The organism is Rhizobium sp. 01T437, assembly GCF_056398505.1.
In genome coordinates, this window is record NZ_JBFTPM010000010.1 from 143,175 (window position 1) to 159,682 (window position 16,508).

General features: G+C 60.6%; 13 protein-coding genes and 1 pseudogene. 9 read left to right on the plus strand and 5 right to left on the minus strand.

All coding sequences use genetic code 11. The features are described 5' to 3' along the window. Window positions 1-4: 4 nt before the first annotated feature. The 4 genes and pseudogenes from AC1DM5_RS21740 to AC1DM5_RS21755 all read left to right on the plus strand — a co-directional run. The gene (locus AC1DM5_RS21740) at window positions 5-2,797 is read left to right on the plus strand and encodes a hypothetical protein (RefSeq protein ID WP_477820335.1); all 2,793 of its coding nucleotides are present in this window, start codon (window positions 5-7) and stop codon (window positions 2,795-2,797) included. Window positions 2,798-2,799: 2 nt separating this feature from the next. Further along, the gene (locus tag AC1DM5_RS21745; protein WP_477975570.1) at window positions 2,800-4,593 is read left to right on the plus strand and encodes a GMC family oxidoreductase; all 1,794 of its coding nucleotides are present in this window, start codon (window positions 2,800-2,802) and stop codon (window positions 4,591-4,593) included. Between the two features lie 14 nt (window positions 4,594-4,607). Then, complete coding sequence (locus AC1DM5_RS21750; protein WP_477975572.1) at window positions 4,608-7,502, plus strand: patatin-like phospholipase family protein; 2,895 nt, start codon at window positions 4,608-4,610, stop codon at window positions 7,500-7,502. Between the two features lie 110 nt (window positions 7,503-7,612). Continuing rightward, window positions 7,613-7,735 (plus strand): annotated as a pseudogene (locus tag AC1DM5_RS21755) (transposase); the annotation flags it as partial. A 138-nt stretch (window positions 7,736-7,873) separates the two neighbouring features. Here AC1DM5_RS21755 and AC1DM5_RS21760 read toward each other — a convergent pair. Next, entirely contained in the window at window positions 7,874-8,545 is a 672-nt protein-coding gene (locus AC1DM5_RS21760) for a glutathione S-transferase family protein (protein ID WP_477820338.1), read from the minus strand. A 183-nt stretch (window positions 8,546-8,728) separates the two neighbouring features. Between AC1DM5_RS21760 and AC1DM5_RS21765 the strand changes: the two genes are divergently transcribed. Further along, a complete protein-coding gene (locus AC1DM5_RS21765) occupies window positions 8,729-9,622 on the plus strand; it encodes a LysR family transcriptional regulator (RefSeq protein ID WP_477975574.1) in 894 nt (297 codons plus the stop codon). 61 nt (window positions 9,623-9,683) lie between these two features. Here the strand turns inward: AC1DM5_RS21765 and AC1DM5_RS21770 are convergent, their stop codons facing one another. Then, window positions 9,684-10,799 carry a zinc-dependent alcohol dehydrogenase family protein gene (locus AC1DM5_RS21770; protein ID WP_477975576.1) on the minus strand — a complete coding sequence of 372 codons (1,116 nt, stop codon included), beginning with the start codon at window positions 10,797-10,799 and terminating at the stop codon, window positions 9,684-9,686. Here AC1DM5_RS21770 and AC1DM5_RS21775 point away from each other — a divergent pair. Further along, on the plus strand, window positions 10,798-11,670 hold the full coding sequence (locus AC1DM5_RS21775; protein ID WP_477975578.1) for a LysR family transcriptional regulator: 873 nt from the start codon (window positions 10,798-10,800) through the stop codon (window positions 11,668-11,670). The genes AC1DM5_RS21770 and AC1DM5_RS21775 overlap by 2 nt on opposite strands. 202 nt (window positions 11,671-11,872) lie before the next feature. On the opposite strand, the gene AC1DM5_RS21780 is transcribed toward AC1DM5_RS21775, so the two are convergent. Continuing rightward, window positions 11,873-13,144 carry an RNA polymerase sigma factor gene (locus AC1DM5_RS21780; RefSeq protein WP_477975580.1) on the minus strand — a complete coding sequence of 424 codons (1,272 nt, stop codon included), beginning with the start codon at window positions 13,142-13,144 and terminating at the stop codon, window positions 11,873-11,875. A 31-nt stretch (window positions 13,145-13,175) separates the two neighbouring features. Next, complete coding sequence (locus tag AC1DM5_RS21785; RefSeq protein WP_113320821.1) at window positions 13,176-13,568, minus strand: YciI family protein; 393 nt, start codon at window positions 13,566-13,568, stop codon at window positions 13,176-13,178. Between the two features lie 379 nt (window positions 13,569-13,947). Between AC1DM5_RS21785 and AC1DM5_RS21790 the strand changes: the two genes are divergently transcribed. Next, window positions 13,948-14,169: a hypothetical protein gene (locus AC1DM5_RS21790; RefSeq protein WP_442206588.1), complete on the plus strand. Its 222-nt coding sequence runs from the start codon at window positions 13,948-13,950 to the stop codon at window positions 14,167-14,169. A 107-nt stretch (window positions 14,170-14,276) separates the two neighbouring features. Here AC1DM5_RS21790 and AC1DM5_RS21795 read toward each other — a convergent pair whose 3' ends face one another. Next, a complete protein-coding gene (locus AC1DM5_RS21795) occupies window positions 14,277-14,741 on the minus strand; it encodes an Lrp/AsnC family transcriptional regulator (protein ID WP_007821983.1) in 465 nt (154 codons plus the stop codon). A 162-nt stretch (window positions 14,742-14,903) separates the two neighbouring features. On the opposite strand from AC1DM5_RS21795, the gene AC1DM5_RS21800 reads away from it, so the two are divergent. Beyond that, the gene (locus AC1DM5_RS21800; protein ID WP_477823179.1) at window positions 14,904-15,683 is read left to right on the plus strand and encodes an ABC transporter ATP-binding protein; all 780 of its coding nucleotides are present in this window, start codon (window positions 14,904-14,906) and stop codon (window positions 15,681-15,683) included. Window positions 15,684-15,727: 44 nt separating this feature from the next. Continuing rightward, a complete protein-coding gene (locus AC1DM5_RS21805) occupies window positions 15,728-16,501 on the plus strand; it encodes a transporter substrate-binding domain-containing protein (protein WP_477975582.1) in 774 nt (257 codons plus the stop codon). Window positions 16,502-16,508: the final 7 nt, after the last annotated feature.

The window sequence follows — 16,508 nt, forward strand, 5'->3', positions numbered from 1 at the left end:
GGCAATGGCAAACGTCAGACAGCGCATCGTGCGATTTCTCGCCTGGACGGTCGCAGCCGTCGTCACGCTCGCCGTCATCGCCATTGCTGCGGTTGCGCTCATCGTCTGGTGGCTGATCGAGCCGGATGCGAGCCAGTTCGGCAATGTTGAGGACGAGGCGAAGACAGTCCATCGCAAGGTCGAGGAATTTCCCGGAGCCGGCGAGCCTTACTTCGCGGCGATGGACAAGGGGCTGCTGCTGCCGCCGGCAGCCGGCGCCGATTATCCCGACGAGATCAAGGAGGTCGCAACCGCCACCGGGCTCGATCCGGAGGCCGTCCGTAGGGCAGCGATCCGCGGACAGAATGCCTGGATCGTCTGGACCGGCGGCAACGACCGTTTCTGGGACTTCGCTGCCAGCGCGACGATCGGCTCCTTCGATCTCCTGAAGACCATCTCGTCCCATCCGACGATGGCCTATGGCCGCGACAACCGCTTCCGCTATCTCGGGCTCGTCAACGAACCCTGCTTCGACACCCCGAAGAGCGCTGATCCCGATCATTGGGGGCTGTGGATCGATCAACGCAAAAAGGACTGCGCGGCCGACAGTTTCGGCGGCAATGCCGAGGCGGATGCCCGCTATCCCGGCGTCCAGATCGGCGCGCGCGGCACCACGGTCAAGATAAAGGGTGAAGAGAAGAAAATCCCGGTCGGCTCTTATTACGGCGAACCGACGGGCGTGATGGGCCTGCGTCTCTTCCCCAATCCTGATTTCGACAGCAAGGCCGCCGAACATTGGGATGCGGTGCGCTATTACACCGATCCCTCCTATTACAACGACAAGGATCTCGTGCGTCCCTATCGCGTCGGCATGTCCTGCGCCTTCTGCCATGTCGGTCCCAATCCGATCAACCCGCCGAAGAATGTCGAGAGCCCGGAATTCCCTGAAATCTCGTCCAATCCCGGCGCCCAATATTTCTGGGTCGACCGCATTTTCTTCTGGAACACCAAACCGCGCGCGACGCCTGGGGAACCGGCCGAGAACGAGAGGAATTTCCTCTTCCAGCTGTTCCATACGAACCCGCCGGGTTCGCTCGACACATCGCTGGTCTCTTCCGATTACATGAACAATCCCCGCACGATGAATGCCGTCTACGACGTCCTGGAGCGGCTGCGCATCGGGGCGAAGACGGGCAAGGAGATCATCAAGGGGGACGAAAAGGACAACAAGCAGGCGCAGGACTATCCGCAGACCGCAGCCTTCGGTTCCCTCTACGACAAGGCGACCGGCACGGTCGCCTCGATGCGCGTCCTGAAGGACGGCGCCGATTCCGTCGGCACGCTCGGTGCGCTCAATCGCGTCTATCTCAATATCGGCCTTTTCAGCGAAGAATGGCTGCTGCACTTCCGCCCCTTCCTCGGCGGGCAGAAGATCTCGCCGATCCGCATCGCCGATGCCGAGAAGAACTCGGTCTACTGGCAGGCCACTGAGGCGATGACGCCTGACATGGCGATATTCTTCCTGGTCGCGGCCCGCGCCGATCACCTGAAGGATACGCCGGTCGGAGAAAAGGTACTCGAAGCGCGCGATGCGGCGGAGGTCGAGCGCGGGAAGATCGTCTTTGCCGAAAATTGCGCGGCCTGCCATTCAAGCAAGCAGCCGGAGCCGGAGCCGGAGCTCGGCGTCGATCAGGGCATCTGCGCAGGCGGCGGTGCCGGCCCGCATTATCGCGAATGCTGGGACCGCTATTGGGCCTGGGCGCAGTCGGATGCCTTCAAGCAAGGCATGGCAGATCTGGTCACCGACAGGGTGAAGATCGACAACAAAAGCTTCCTCGACGGCAATTACCTATCGACGGAACGGCGCGTGCCGATGGATGTCGTGCGCACCAATGCCTGCAGCGCGATCGCCACCAACGGTCTTTCGGGCGACATCTGGGACAATTTCACCTCCTCCACCTACAAGTCGCTGCCGCCTCCACATGAGGTGACGGTCAATCATCCGGTTTCGGGGGCGGCAACGCCGCTACAGGCGGCAGGCAACGGACGCGGCTATCTAAGGCCGCCCTCGCTCGTCAGCCTCTGGTCGACCGCGCCCTTCCTGCTCAACAATTCCGTTGGCCACGAGGACAGCTATTACGGGACGGACTATTATAATCAGGACTATGCCGGCGGCTACGGCGCCGGTCGCGGCACCGCCTGCCCGGCGGCGGATGCCGGCGATCCCTATCTGCCCTGCGTCGAAAACAGGCTTGCGGTCTTCGACCGGTCGATCCGCCAGATGCTCTCGCCGCAGACGCGCCGCATGGATAAGATGACCGAGGCGCCGGTGCCGGGCTATATCTACCGCACCAGCGCTCCCTCCTGCCTCATCGTGCCGCCGGGCTTCGTGCCCGACAAGGTGAAGCCCTTCACCGGCCTGCTGAACAAGGTCGCCGGCTGGGCCTTCAAGAAGGACGGCTCGATCACCGTCGGCCCGTTCCCAGCCGGTTTCCCTGTTAACGCGCTGACCAACACCGAGCTGTTGCCCGACAATGACGAGGAGAGCAAATTCGCCAACTACAAGCGCCTGATCGCCAACGGCCCGGCGCTGATCGCAGCCTTCTCCGAGCTCGGCGGGCAATGCACGCCGGAGGAACTCGCAGATCCCGCCGTGCTCGCCAAAGCCGAGAAGGTGGTGCGCGACACGAAGCTCGTCGACCGCCTGGTGGGCTTGAGCAAATGCCCTGACTATGTGGTCAATGGTGGGCACACATTCGGCGCCGGTCTGCCGCAATCGGACAAGAATGCCCTGATTTCCTATCTGACGCAGTTTTGACGATGTCCGGCGGGCCGACCCACGATTATATCGTCATCGGCAGCGGGGCGGGCGGCGCCGTCCTCGCCGCGCGGCTGGCCGAAGAGGGGCGGACGGTGCTCGTCATCGAGGCCGGCGGCGATCCGCTGGCGAAGACCGACGACGGCTCCGACATACCGCTTCCCGATGCCTGTCGCGTGCCGGCCTTTCATGCCTTTGCCTCCGAACATCCCGGCATGGCCGAGAATCATTGGGTGCGCCACTACGAAAATCAGGAAATGCAGGAGCGCGACTGGCGATACTGCAAAGAAAAGGACGGCGTGCTTTATCCGCGCGTGCGCGGGCTCGGCGGCTGCACCGCCCATCATGCGATGATCATCGTGCGGCCCAATCATCGCGACTGGAACCACATCTTTGCGATCACCGGCGATGAAAGCTGGAAGGCTTCGCACATGCAGGGCTATTTCGAGCGCATCGAACGCTGCCGCTACCGCTTCTTCCTGTGGCGGTGGCTCGCCGCCGCAACGGGCCTCAATCCGACGGGCCACGGATGGTGGGGGTGGATGACGACGGAGCGGGCCCTGCCACTGCGGGCTTTGCGCGACTGGCCGCTGTGGCGGGCGCTGCTACGCTGCATCGGCGCGGCGGCCGATGCGTTCGGCAAACGGGGCTCCGACTGGGAGACGACCGAGATCGATCCCAACGACCACCGCAACTGGAACGTCGGCGCCTGCGGCGTGCGCGTCACTCCGCTTTCGACGCGCCGCCACACCAGGCACGGGCCGCGCGAGCGGTTGCTCGACGTGATGAAGCGGCACCCCGACCGCTTGTCGCTTCGCCTGAACACTCTGGTCACGCGCATCGAATTTGACGGCAAGCGCGCGGTCGCGGTTCGCTGCATAAACGGGGAGGGGCTCGAAGAGGTCATTCGGGCTAGCCGCGAGATCATCCTGTCAGGCGGCGCCTTCGCCTCGCCCCAGCTTCTGATGCTCTCCGGCATTGGCGATCCCGGCCATCTCGATGAGCACAATATTCCCGTCGTCGAGGCGCTTCCGGGCGTCGGGCGGAACCTGCAGGACCGCTACGAGGTCGGCGTCGTCAGCCGGATGAACGAACCCTGGTCGGCGCTCAAGGGCGTCACCTATACGGCGCGTGATGCCCATTACCGGCGGTGGCGCAGATTTCGCATCGGCAACTATACGAGTAACGGCGTCATGTTTTCCCTGACGCTTAAATCCCGCGACACGCTGACGGAGCCAGACCTGCATTGCTTTTCGCTGCTGGCCGATTTCCGCGGCTATTATCCTCGTTATTCCGAGCGCATCCGTAAGCCTGATTACATGACCTGGGCGATCCTCAAGGCCTATACCGAAAATCAGGGCGGAACGGTGCGGCTGAAAAGCGCCGATCCCGCGGCCCTGCCTGCGGTCATGTTTCATTCCTTCTTCGAGGGAAGCGGCAATTACGACCTCGATTTCGACGCCGTCGTCCATGCCATCCGCTTCGTCCGGAAGGTCAACGATGCGATGGACGATCTCATCGCAAGCGAAGAGGAGCCCGGCCGGCAGAACGAGAGCGACGAGGCGCTTCGCCGCTATGTCGCCGAAAACGCCTGGGGCCATCATGCCTGCGGCACCTGCGCCATCGGCCCCCGCGAAGATGGCGGCGTGCTCGACAGCCGCTTCAGGGTGCACGGCATCGAAGGCCTGCGCGTCGTTGACGCTTCGGTCTTCCCCCGCATTCCCGGCTACTTCCTTGCCACTGCCGTCTACATGGTCGCGGAGAAGGCGGCCGATGTCATTCTCACCGACAGCTGACTGGAAACACGCTGATGAGCGAACACCCCATTCATCGGGAAGCCAGCATCTACAATTGGCTCGGCGAACGCGTCCGGGGCTTCGTTCGATGGTGGCGGGAATTCGATGCCTGGCTGAACCAGCCGCTGCCGAAGGGGCGGGGCCTCGCGTGGCGATGGCTCGCCCCCGACGGCTATGCCTGGTTCGTGCCGCTGCTCGCGGGCATTCTGACCCTTGCCATGGCGCTCGGTCCGACCGTCGAGATGCGCTGGGGCAATCTCGGTCTGCTTGCGATTGGGTTCGCGCTTCTTTTCCTGCTGCATGCGGCTGCTAGCCGGCAAGCGGTCTTCAACCAGTATCTGCTTGCCGGACAGCTGGTGATCCTTGCGGCCCTTGCCGCGCTTCTCATCATCAATTCGCGCCCGGAAACCTACGGCATGATGACGGCGCGGCCCCGCCTGCATATCGGCGCCGTGATCGTCTGCGCACTCGTGCTTGCGCTGCCGGCGGCCTGGATGCTCTCGCGGTGCCTATTCCGCTCCAATGCAGGCGGCGGGCTTGCCGACAGCCTGCCGAAAGTGGAGCTTTTCCTGCCCAAGAATCGCTACGATTTCATGGGCCGCGGACCGATTGCCGCGCTGGTGTCGGCCCTTGTCATCGCCCCAATCCGCTATCCGGTCGAGCTGCTTCTGCCCGGATCGCTGCTCACCCTGTTCGTGCCGGATCACTATCTCTGGTACGCTTTCTTGGTGACCGGTATTGCTGCATGGATCGCCCTTTTCCTCGGCATCCTGTTCGACCGGTTGATGGAAATCCTGCAGACAATCGGGCGTCTTTTCTTCATTGGCCCACAGCGGGTGATCAGCGTTCTCGTCATTGTCGTCGCAGTGCTTCGCCTCGCCGACGTCCATTACATCACCTACCTCTTCAATGCCGGCTCCGAAGGCTACGGCAATACGACCCTCATGCGCTATATCGCCTTCGCCTATGCCGTCGCCTGGTACTACGCCTTCTGGTGCGATCACTTCGTCGCGCGCCGGCTCATGCGTCTCATCGACAGTGAGCAGCAGGCGATCACTCCAGTCGAAATTGCTTACGACTATGAAGGCAGCGAGACCTTGAGCACGGTCCGCAACCAAGGCCGGACAATCGCGCTGCATGGCGCGGGGCGCCTGAAGATCGAGGGCCGCTATGAGGATCAGTACCAGCGGCGGACCAAGGCCGCGTCTGACCGGGCGATCCAGTTCATGACGCCGGCGGAAGTGCTCGCGCAGTTTCGCGCGCAGTTGGAGCGCCTGCCCGCCGAGCAGGCGCCGGCCGGGGATCTGCTTGCGAGCCTGCGCAATTTCCAGCGCTCGACGCTCGTCTATCCCGCCCTCGTCGGCGCGCTGGCCTATGGCCTCATCGGCGGTCCTGCTGTCTTCAGTTTCCTGCGGGCGATCCAGCCTCCGGAACTTGCAATCCGCTCCGAACGACATGTGGGCAAGCAGCCGGCATCATTCCTATTCGAAAGCGGCCAACCCAACGGCGGCTGCGGTCCGCTCCAGCCCACAACGCCGAGAATTGCAGTTATCGCCTCCGGTGGCGGCACGCGTGCGGCGATCTACACGGCCTCGCTCCTGCGGGGGCTGGCCGAGCACGACCAGATCTGCAACGTCGTTCTGGTCAGTGGCGTCTCCGGTGGCAGTGCTGCGCTCGGCTATTTCGCGCTTCATGAGCAGGAGCTTCGCCGGCCACGTGAAAGCATGGACGTCAAGGCATGGGATGATTTTTCGCAGGCCATGGCGCTGCCCTTCATCGAACAGGTGATCGATGGTGCGAGCGACATGCGCTTCGCCTTCGGGCGCTGGCATTGGGCGTCCTCGGCCTGCCGTGAAGCTCAAAGGCCGGATGAAGACGTGACGGGCTGGATACCCGCGCGCTCGAGACTGGGCGCGATTCTTGCTGAATCCTTCGTTTGTCATATGGGTGCCGGGACGATGGAAGCGCCGTCCTTCGGCCTGATGCTCAACACCGCGATCGTCGGATCTTTTTCCGATGACAGCCCCTCCTGCCAAGCCGATCGGAGCCTTTCGCTTCCCGAGAGAGCGACACGCTGCCGCCAATTTCTGGATGCTGCCCAGGCGGGCGGGCGGCTGGTGCTGACCAACCTTGCCGCGCCTGCGTCTCCGCCGGACGACGGATCGCTGCACATGCAGCTCGTCGCACTCGACAATGCGGACATGTCGATCGCGCGCGCCGCAGCCCTGAGCGCAAACTTTCCGCCGGTCTTTCCCGACGCTGCAATCGACATCGAAGTATCCGGCCAAGCAAGGACACGATACTGGGTGACCGATGGCGGAGCGGTCGAAAACCGTGGCGCCATGACGCTCTACTACGCCATCCGCGATGCGTTCCGCTCAGCGCCGCAATCGCTGCAGGCACTGCCGCCGCTGCACGTCGTCATCGCCGATGTTTCAGCACCTGCCGGCCGCTATAGCGAGAGCTTCGGTTTTGGCTCGGTGCTCGGCGCCGGGGGTCAGTTGGGCCTCGGCCTCGAGACGGAGCTTCGCTCGGCGATCGAAAAACTTTACTGCGATCACAATTCTGAAGTCAGCATCCACGAGATCACCATGCCGCGCGTTTTCCGGGATGGCGGAATCGGGACGCATTGGCTGCTTCCCAACTCGCTCTCGTTCACCAATCCCAAGAACTTATCGGAGACCGAGATCCTGTCTGCCCGAGACGTCGAAACGCTGGTTCTGACGCTGCACAGCGATGTCGCGGAAACCTATCAGGACGAGGCTGCAGCCAAGAAAGTCAAGCTTTGGGCTCAGCAGGACGACGTCGCAAAGCATGACGCGCGGTGGCAGGATCTTCTGGCTAGTCTCGCGGAAGCAGGAGGCAAGCACGTTTGCCGGGGCATTCAGGCAGGAATGACGGGGCAATAGAAAAGGCAAACCGGTGTCGCTGGCTCTCGGTTTGATCTAACACAGTGCCCCACAAAAAGGTGGTTATCCCTAGGGTCAGGACACGTTGATGTGAGGTGCGCGATCTGATTCAGGCTGATGACCGACGAGTGTTGAGCGGCATCGTTTTCGTCAACCGCAGCGGGCTGCGATGGCGCGATGCGCCCAAGGACTATGGCCCGCATAAGACGCTGTACAATCGCTGGAAGCGGTGGGGAGCGTCATTTCGATGCGAGCCTAGAGAGATGATCAATGGCCACAAGCCGTCCACCGCTCCACTGACGAGATCGTGGCAATTTCGGCCAGCGCGCACCATCCTCATACGCGCGCTGGCCAGACAGAAAGCCCAGGAATTATAGCTTCACGCCGACACTCGCCAGGAAGCTTTCCATACGGTTGTCAATCTCAGCCTTCGTCTCCGCCCACGCTGGGAACGACTGGAGAAGATTGTCGTGCCAAGCGATTAGGTTCGGATATTCCTTGAACGGAAACTTTGCCCGATCGACCTGGGAGAAGGGGGCCGCAATATCGATATCAGCAAAGGTCAACGCATTGCCAACCATGAACTCACGGCCTTCAAGATGCTGGTCGAGCACCTTTGCTGCGGCGCGAATCTTACCCTCAGCGAATTCGATGAGGGCGTCGTCACTCGGTAGGCCCATGACCGTCTTCCCGACCCGCTCATTGAAGATGGTGGTGGTGAAGGTGCGCCACTGCTCGCCTGACCAGAACATCCACTGAAGGACCTGGAAGCGCTCCTGCCGCGTGGTTCCGACCAGCGGCGAATTCACCTTGTTGGCCAGATACAAATTGATCGCCGAAGACTCCCAGAGAATGGTGTCTTCGTCTTCCAGAACCGGCGTCAGACCGTGGGGATTGAGGCGCGATTTGAACTCGTCGGTCTGGCTCTCGCCTTTGAACAGGTCAACGTTAACGCGTTCGAGTTCAATGCCCATGATCTTCGCAGCCGTGTTCACGCGACGCAAGCTGCCCGAGCCCGCATCACCATAGATCTTGATTGCCATAACTGTTCCTTTCGGTTCGGGGCCCGTGACCGGGCGGCCGAACGCAAATTCCCATATTCCCTACAAGAATGACATTGATGTTTATGGAATGTCATCTATTACTGAGCGGAATGGCTTGAGATCGGAAACGGTTATGCCTTCAATTCTTGTTTGGAATAAAAAGTAATGGATAAGCTAGAAGCGATGCGGATGTTCGTGCGCGTCGTCGAAAGCGGAAGCTTTTCGCAGGCAGCGCGGGACTTAAATGTCAGCCAGCCGACGGTCAGCAAGCAACTCGCTGCTCTTGAGGCGCGGCTCGGGACGCAACTCCTCGCGAGAAATTCTCGTGCCCTTGCCGTGACGCCCGCAGGACAGGACTATTATGAGGCCACCGTCCGTATCCTTCAGGATCTCGACTTCATCGAAGAGAGGATCCTTGAAGGGCAGTCGGCCCCTTCAGGGCTGGTTCGCGTGACCCTCTCGCCAGCCTTCGGGAGGATGTTCGTTATTCCCCGGCTATCGGAATTTAGAAACCGTTTTCCCGACGTCGCGATCGAGATGGAAGTCTCTGGGCGGCACGTTGACCTTATCGAAGAGGGAATAGACGTCGCGATCCGTATCGGTCGGCTTTCGGATTCGGCACTCGTCGCCCGGCGCATCGGCGACATGCGGATGATAACCCTGGCCTCCGCCGGCTATCTTGCCGAACACGGCACGCCGCAAACGTTAGACGAACTGCGCACCCACCAGCGTATCAGCTATGTCCACCAAGGCGATATCATAGGGTGGGGTTTCCACGTAGACGGCCGGCAGGTCACGGTCGACGGTGGGGGAGCGTTCCGCACAAACGACGCCGAGCATGTCCGCGGCGCGGTCCTCGCGGGCCTCGGCATCGCCCACCACGCAAGTTGGTTGTTCACGGATGTGCTGGCCTCCGGCGAGGTTGTACAAATTCTGGACCAGCATGCGCCGCCGCCCTTTCCGATCAACGCAGTTACCGCTGCCGGACGGCGCATGCCCTCCCGAGTGCGGCAATTCATCGATTTCCTCGCTGCGATTTGCGCCGAGGAGCCGGAATTAAAGGTCGGCGACAGCTAGGGTCAGGACTTCGGTAACGGGGCCGTTCCAGTCAAGCAAAAGGTGACGACCGCAGCAGGCTTCATCCGGCGAGTTGCAGCACAACCTTTCCGAAACGGGAAGCGGCTGAGAAATAGCGCATCGAATTTGCAGCGTCTGCCCAATCGAATACGCGATCGATTACCGGCTTGAGGTCGAGGGCTTCTATGGCTCGGTTCATGGCTTCGAAGGATTCACGCGATCCTACGGGAATGCCGCGAACGTCTATTTGCTTTCGAAAGATGTCGAGAGGATTGATCGTGCCCTGCGAGCCACCAAGGTAGCCGATCACATTGATCTGGCCGCGACGGGATGCTGCCTTTAGCGACTGCTCAAAGCTCTGTGGTCCTCCGACCTCGATGATGTGGTCGACGCCACGACCATCAGTCATATCGAGAACGGCGGCAGACCATTCCGGTGTGCGCCGATAGTTGATCCCACCAAATGCACCGAGACCCTTTGCGCGTTCCAGCTTTTCGTCGCTGCTGGAGGTGACAATCACACGAGCGCCGCTCGCGCGGGCGAACTGCAGTGCAAAAAGCGATACGGCACCGGTTCCCTGGACAAGAACGGTTTCTCCGGCCCTGATGTGCCCCTCCGTTACAAGGGCTTGCCACGCCGTAACGGCGGCGCACGGCAAGGTCGACGCTTCAATATCGCTCAGATTGCGCGGCGCGAAAACGGCTGCTTGTTCATCGAGAATTGCATATTCCGAAAGAAGCCCGTCGAGCGGGCCGCCGCGTTGGTAGGACGGTTCTGCCATCCGAAAGGAGCCGCCGGTCCAGCGTTGCCAGAACGTGCTGCAGACCCTGTCGCCGATTTTGAAACGAGTTACGTCACTACCGACGGCAATCACCTCGCCGACGCCGTCCGACAAGGGGATGAGCGGCAGCCTGAATGCCGTATGATAATGTCCCTGCGCAATTTCGAGATCCCGATAGTTGAGTGCCGTTGCTTTGACGCGGATCAGGATTTCCTGGCGCTGGGGCTGTGGCATCGGGCGCTCTTCCAGTGTCAGATTGTCGAGGCTGCCTGCCTCGTTGAGGACGATCGCTTTCATGAAATTTCTCCGGGCTGATTTATCCGTGCCCGCAAAATGACCTTGATCTCTGTGATACTCAAATTCATAATATGCAAAATAATTATGTGGAGTAAACATGTTTGACGAGATGCGGACATTCGTGATGTTTGCCGATGAAGGATCGGTTCAAAGGGTCGCGCAACGTCTGCCGCTGACCCAGCCAGCCGTCAGTCGTCAGATCCAGAGATTTGAACAGGCGCTCGGCGTCACGCTGCTCGACCGTCGGCAGAAGCCGCCGGTTCTGACGCCGGCAGGACGTGAAGTGCTGGCCCGTAGCCGCGATATTCTCGCTGCTTTCGAGAACATGAAGGCCGTCGTGTCGGCGCCGGAGGCGCATGGCCTTTTCCGGCTCGGCGTGGCCAAGGGCCTTGCGCATGACAGTCTCGCCGGAGAACTCGGTTCGGCGACGGCACGGTTTCCGAAGGTCTCGATGCGGCTGAAATCGCAATGGAGCCAGGAACTTGTCGAGCAGTTCCGGCTGGGGCATCTCGATGCCGCCATCGTGTTGTCTGAGCGCTCCCGATATCCGCACGCCGAAAATATCGGAGACGAAAAACTGATCGTCATCGGCGCCAGCGGGACCGGCAGCGCCGATCATCCAGCGAACAGGACGTGGATATTAAGCCCAGAACCCTGCGACGCCCGCCGTTGTCTCGCAGAGTTGTTGGCCGGCCAGCGCCAGCCCTTGACGATTGCGGCCGAAATTGAGGATGCGGGCATGCAGCTCGCGCTGGTGCGCAGGGGCTTCGGCCTCGGGTTGATGCCCAGGCGCCTGTTTGAAAGCTCGCCGCCACATGGCATCGAGAGGGTCAACATCAGCGACCAGGATCTGCAGCTGGACGTCGTGATGCTGCGCTCTCCGCATCTCGGATCCATGTCGAAGGTTGCCGATGCGATTTCGGCCGTTGCGCGCAGTTTTATCACTGGCACGCAACCCGAAATCACCTAGACCTACGTTCTGAGGAAGACTTGTAAGCTCACCGGATCTTCCACCTCGCGCATCATTATCCGGGCAAGGGGCGTCAACCGTTGCAGCAGAGTCCATCCGGAAAAAGCCCAATAAGATTTGATCGTCGGGAAAGCGGAGACCGATGGGGCCGCCTTCAGGCTGTGGAATAGCTTAGGGCAAAAAGAGCTGCCTCTCAGCCGGATCAACCCTTCGCTGCGGTGGCAGCTTCGCCAGCACGGCGCATGAGGAAATCACGCTCCCTCTTATTTTCGGCAAGCGCTGCTGCCGCTTCAAAGGCTCGCCCCGCTTCGTCGTATCGGCCAAGCTTATAAAGAAGATCGCCGCGGACGCTGGGCAGAAGATGATAGTTCTTCAATGCAGGCTCATCGCGCAGGTTTTCAATGATGTCCAGTGCCGCCTTGGGGCCCTCGACCATGCCGATGGCCACGGCTCGATTGAGTTCGACGATCGGCGAATGCAGAAGCCCAGCAAGTTCAGCATAGAGATCGGCGATCCGCCTCCAATCGGTTTCATCGGCGCTCATCGCTTTTGCGTGACATGCGATGATCGCGGCCTGCAGGGCATAAATCCCGCCAGCCCCGTCAAGCTCCTGTGTCCGTATCAACGCCTTCAACCCGCGCTGAACCTGCAACTGATCCCAGCGGCCGCGATTTTGTTCGAGCAGCAGGATCGGATTGCCGGCAGCGTCCGTGCGCGCCGCAGTACGGGACGCGTTCAGCTCCATCAATGCCAGCAAAGCGTGCGCCTCCGGCTCCTGCGGTGCCACGGACGTTAAGACCCGGCCCAACCGCAGCGCCTCATTGCACAATTGCAGCCGAAACCAGTTGTCGCCGCGGGCAGCCGTGTAACCCTCGTTGAAGATCAGGTAGATGACCTCCAGCACCGAGGCGAGACGTTGCGACAGCTGCTCGCCATGCGGCGTCTCATAGCCCAGCCCCGATTCCGACAACGTCTTCTTGGCGCGGACGATGCGTTGGGCGATCGCCGCTTCCGTCACCAGAAATGCCCGGGCGATTTCTGGTGTCGTCAGGCCGCAGATCATCCGCAAGGCCAGAGCCACACGCGCCTCGCGCGAGATCAGCGGATGGCACGCGGTGAATATCAGGCGCAACATTTCATCGCCGATATCGTCATCCAGAGGCGTGTCTAGATCGGGCATGATCTGCTCTTCTGCTTCCATTTCCCAAATAATCATCTCGTGCTTCTGATCCAGCATCCGGCGATGCCGCAGATGATCGAGCGCCCGACGCTTGGCAGTGGTCATGAGCCATGCGCCGGGCCGCTCGGGGATTCCCGTCTTCGGCCATCGTTCCAGGGCTACAGTTAGCGTTTCCTGGGTAAGATCCTCGGCCAGCGGCACGTCGCGCAGCAATCGTGCCAGGCTGGTGATAAGCCGCGGCTGTTCGATCCGCCAGACCGCCAGGATCGTTTGATGGGTGCCGGCGACCGTCACGATCGTCCGTCCCGATTACAGGTCGACAGGATCATGCCCTTGCTTCGGCGAGCGGGTCGCAGATCCCCTCCGCACCCGGTTCAAAATAGGCGCGCACTTCACACGTGCCTTCCCAGCCGGGCATGAGATCCTTGTGCAGCTGCATGAACTCGACCGCCAGCGCCACGGCCTCCTCCTTGCTTTGCAGCTCGAAGATCGCATAACCGCCGACGACCTCCTTGGCCTCGACGAAAGGCCCGTCGATCACATTCAGCTTGCCCTCACGGATCGTGACGCGGGCACCGGTCGCGAGCGGCATCAGCCCTGCGGTGTCGAGCATGCGGCCGGCCTTGATTTCCCGATCGGCAAGCTTGCCGATAGCCTCGCCAAGCTCCGGCGTCGGATGCATGAAATCGGTAGATGTGACGATAGACATGAAACGCATGGGAAGATCCTCCGGTAGCGAGACGCCGGCACCATTGCCGCTGAACAAGCCCGCTCATATTGACAACGAAGCAGCCTTTCGCAAATCGACAATAATCTTGAAAAAATCGGATTGGAGCAAAGCGCCGTCAAACCTGCATGGTCCCCGGAGCTTTTCAAGATCGCCATAAACGAATTCACCGCAGAAAATCCTTGGATCGAACGATCCGCCAAGCCATCGCTGCGCTTTTGACTTCCTCTGGGCTCCTTGCGACAACCAGCGGAATAAATGTCGTAGTTCACAAGAACGTCCGATCCTGGACAGATCACGCCACGTCGAAGGCTGGCCTTTCCTGGCGTGAGTGGGTAAATCCTCGCAGCTGATCACAGGAGCCCGGCGCATGAACGATACAATCAAGATCGATAACCGCGGCGATTTCGGACTATGGGCAATCGAAATGGCCAAGCAAATCGTTGGCGACCAGGGCTTCGAGCTTGCGAGGGCAGCGCGGGACGGCACCGATGACGATGTTCGCCAAGCCGGAAACGCGCTGGGTCAGGCGATCACCAACGCGCTCATGGATGTCTATGATGGCCTTCTTGAGGGCGTGCCCGAGGAATGAACTGTCAGGTCTATTGAGCCTTGATTGTCACCCAATAAAAGGCCGGTGCTAACTGGGACCTCTCCGCTGCCCAAACCAAACGGGGTGGTGGGACCGTTGCTTGCACGCTATTCCAGCGGGACGAACAGGCCGAGCTTGACGTCTCGCAGCACGACATTCGTGTGCATGCGGCGGATCTGCGGGTTTTCCGCCATGATCAGGGCCGCGATGTCGTCATAGTGCTCGACGTCGCGGGCGGTGACGATCGCGATCAGATCGACCGCACCTGTGACGTAATAGACCTGTTGTATGTGATCCTGCTTCTCTGCCCAGAGGCGGAACTTCGCCAGCGCGTCGTAATTGTCCCGCTCGATCTCCATCCCGACGATGAACACCATCGATGTCCCCGTCGCCTTGCGGTCGACGACGGCCACCTCCGCCTTGATGATCCCTTCCTCGCGCAGGCGCTTCAACCGCCTCTGCACGGCCGAGACCGATAGCCCGACCCGTTCGGCGATCGTTTCGGCTTTCAGCTGGCAGTCGCGCTGAACGATATCGAGAATGTCACGGTCAAAACGATCCAGTTGTTCCATTGTCCAGTCCAATTCTTGCCGCGACACTTCACGCATTCTGCCGCATTTGCCGCACGGGGAAGATTATTTTGCATAAAATATGCATAATGGATGAAAATTGCGCGAAAAAACCGCGTTATTTTATCATTATCCTTCGCAAATTCAGTTCAGCCGGAACCATGCATGTCGGATCAACCCTTTCCTGCTCTTCGCGTCGAAGATCTCCATAAAAGCTTCGGCACGCAACAGGTTCTCAAGGGCATTTCGACTGAGGCCCACAAGTCCGATGTGATTTCGATCATTGGTTCGTCGGGCTCCGGCAAGAGCACCTTCCTCCGATGCATCAATTTCCTGGAAATGCCGGATCGTGGCCGGGTTGCGGTCAACGGCGAGGAGATTGCGCTGAAGATCGGTCGGGGCGGACGGCTGCAGCCGCGCAGCTGGCGGCAGATCGAGCGGCTGCGGACCGGGCTCGGGATGGTCTTCCAGAGTTTCAATCTCTGGGCCCATCGGACGGTGCTGGAAAACGTCATCGAGGCGCCGGTGCACGTCATGGGCATTTCGCGGCGTGAGGCAATCGAAAAGGGAGAAGCACTGCTCCACAAGGTCGGGCTCTTCGACAAACGTGACGTCTATCCCGCTTTCTTATCCGGTGGTCAGCAACAGCGGGCGGCAATCGCAAGAGCGCTCTGCGTGGACCCTGATGTCATGCTGTTTGACGAGCCGACATCGGCGCTTGATCCGGAGCTGGTCGGCGAAGTTCTGAAGGTCATCCGTGATCTCGCGGAAGAAGGCCGGACCATGCTGATCGTCACGCATGAAATGCGCTTCGCCAGGGATGTCTCGAGCCGTGTTCTCTTTCTGCATCAGGGACGGATCGAGGAAGAAGGTCCGCCGGAGCAGATATTCGGGGCGCCGGTGAGCGCCCGCTGCCGGGAATTTACCGGTCTGCGCGCCCACTGATGCGCGAACTCTCGTCGACAACACAAACCAGGAGAATCCTGCGAATGAAACTGCTCCCCACGCTTTTCGCCGGCGCGGCACTCGTGCTTTCCGCCGTCACCGCACAGGCCGAAGTCCGCTTCGGCGTCATGAACGAATCCTATCCGCCCTTCTTCGCCAAGGACGCGTCGGGCCAATGGCAGGGATGGGAAATCGACCTGATGAATGCCGTTTGCGAAGAGATGAAGGAGAAATGCTCGATCGTCGACATTTCCTGGGATGGTCTCATTCCGGCCCTCCAGAGCAAGAAGTTCGACGTGATCTGGTCGTCGATGTCGAACACCGCGGAACGCTCGAAGGTGATCGACTTCACCGACAAATATTACAACACGCCGAGCACCTTGATCGGTCCCAAGGACCAGAAGCCGGGCGCCACTGCCGAGGACGTGAAGGGCAAGACCATCGGCATCCAGGTGTCGACGATCCAGTCGGAATATTACAAGAAGTATTTCGCCGAGGCTGCGGAAGAAAAAACCTACCAGACGCTCGACGAGGCTTTTCAGGATCTCGCCTCCGGCCGTATCGACTATGTCTTTGGCGATTCACTGGCGCTTGACGCTTTCCTCAAGAGCGATGGCGGCAAGGATTGCTGCGCCAAGATGGGTGACGTCGCCGACGACAAGGAAATTCTCGGCGCTGGCGTTTCGGGTGGCCTGCGCAAGGAAGACACGGAGCTGAGAGCCAAGCTGARCACGGCCATCGCTGCCGTCCGGGCCAGCGGCCAGTATGACGCCATCACCAAGAAATACTTCGATTTCGACATCTACGGCGCAAAGTAAGCAGTCC